Origin of the sequence: Asanoa sp. NPDC050611 (assembly GCF_040654855.1) — a bacterium.
Taxonomy (GTDB): Bacteria; Actinomycetota; Actinomycetes; order Mycobacteriales; family Micromonosporaceae; genus Asanoa.
The window spans coordinates 1-898 of record NZ_JBFAIU010000101.1; the positions used below are offsets into that span (position 1 = coordinate 1).

The window sequence follows — 898 nt, forward strand, 5'->3', positions numbered from 1 at the left end:
AGGGCGATCAGCGACATCCGCGCCGCGACGCCGAAGTCGGCCGGCTCCAGGAAGCCCGCTGTGCCGGTGCGGCGCGCTCGGCTGTCTGGAGCAGTACGCCGGCCAGGAGGCGCTGCTGCGCGACCTGCCGCCCGGCGAGGCGGGCCTGGCCCGCCTGCGGGAGGACGCGGCGCTGGCCGAGGGCCGGCTGCCCGCCGCGGGCCGCTCGCTCGGGGTGGCGCTGGCCGGCGTGGTGAACATGCTCGACGTCGACACCGTGGTGCTGGGCGGCATCTTCGGGCCGCTGGTGCCCTGGATCGGGCCGGCGGTCGAGGCGGAGCTGGCCCGGCGGGTGCTGACCGCGGCGTGGGCGCCGATGACGGTGCGGGCCTCGGCGCTGGGGCCGGCCGCCGCCGCGGTCGGCGCCGCCGGCGCGGTCGTGCGCGACGTCCTCGCCGAGCCCGCGCAGTGGCTGCGCTAGGGCCGAACCGCTAGGCGGTCAGGATCTCGGAGTTCGGCTTGCCGAGCGCGTCGCCGAACTCGCTCAGGCCGCGCAGCAGCGCCTGCCGGGCCGCGGGCGTCATCCGGCTGAGCACCTCGCTGAGCCGCCGGCGGCGCTCGGCGCGCAGCTCGTCGAGCAGGCGTTGGCCGATCTTGGTCAGGTGCAGGGAGATCTCGCGGCGGTCGGTGCGGCCGGGGAAGCGCTCGAGCATGCCGGCCGCGACCAGGCGGTCACAGAGCCGGCTGGCCGACGAGAGGATCATGCCCAGGCTGCCCGCCAGACCACGCAGGTTGATCCCGTCGAACTCCTCCACCACCAGCATCGCGCGCAACTGTGACCCCGAGACGCGGTCGGCGGCGCCCTCGCGGGCCGCGTCCCACACGGCCCGCGGCGGCCGGTCGACGACGACCACCACGG

General features: G+C 77.1%; 2 protein-coding genes. One reads left to right on the forward strand and one right to left on the reverse strand.

Annotation, left to right across the window (positions count from 1 at the left end):
• On the forward strand, window positions 1–460 hold a 460-nt coding region (locus AB0H87_RS17690; RefSeq protein WP_360146044.1), incomplete at its 5' end, for an ROK family protein.
• Window positions 461–470: 10 nt separating this feature from the next.
• On the opposite strand, the gene AB0H87_RS17695 is transcribed toward AB0H87_RS17690, so the two are convergent.
• On the reverse strand, window positions 471–896 hold the full coding sequence (locus tag AB0H87_RS17695) for a MarR family transcriptional regulator (protein WP_360146047.1): 426 nt from the start codon (window positions 894–896) through the stop codon (window positions 471–473).
• Window positions 897–898 lie beyond the last annotated feature (2 nt).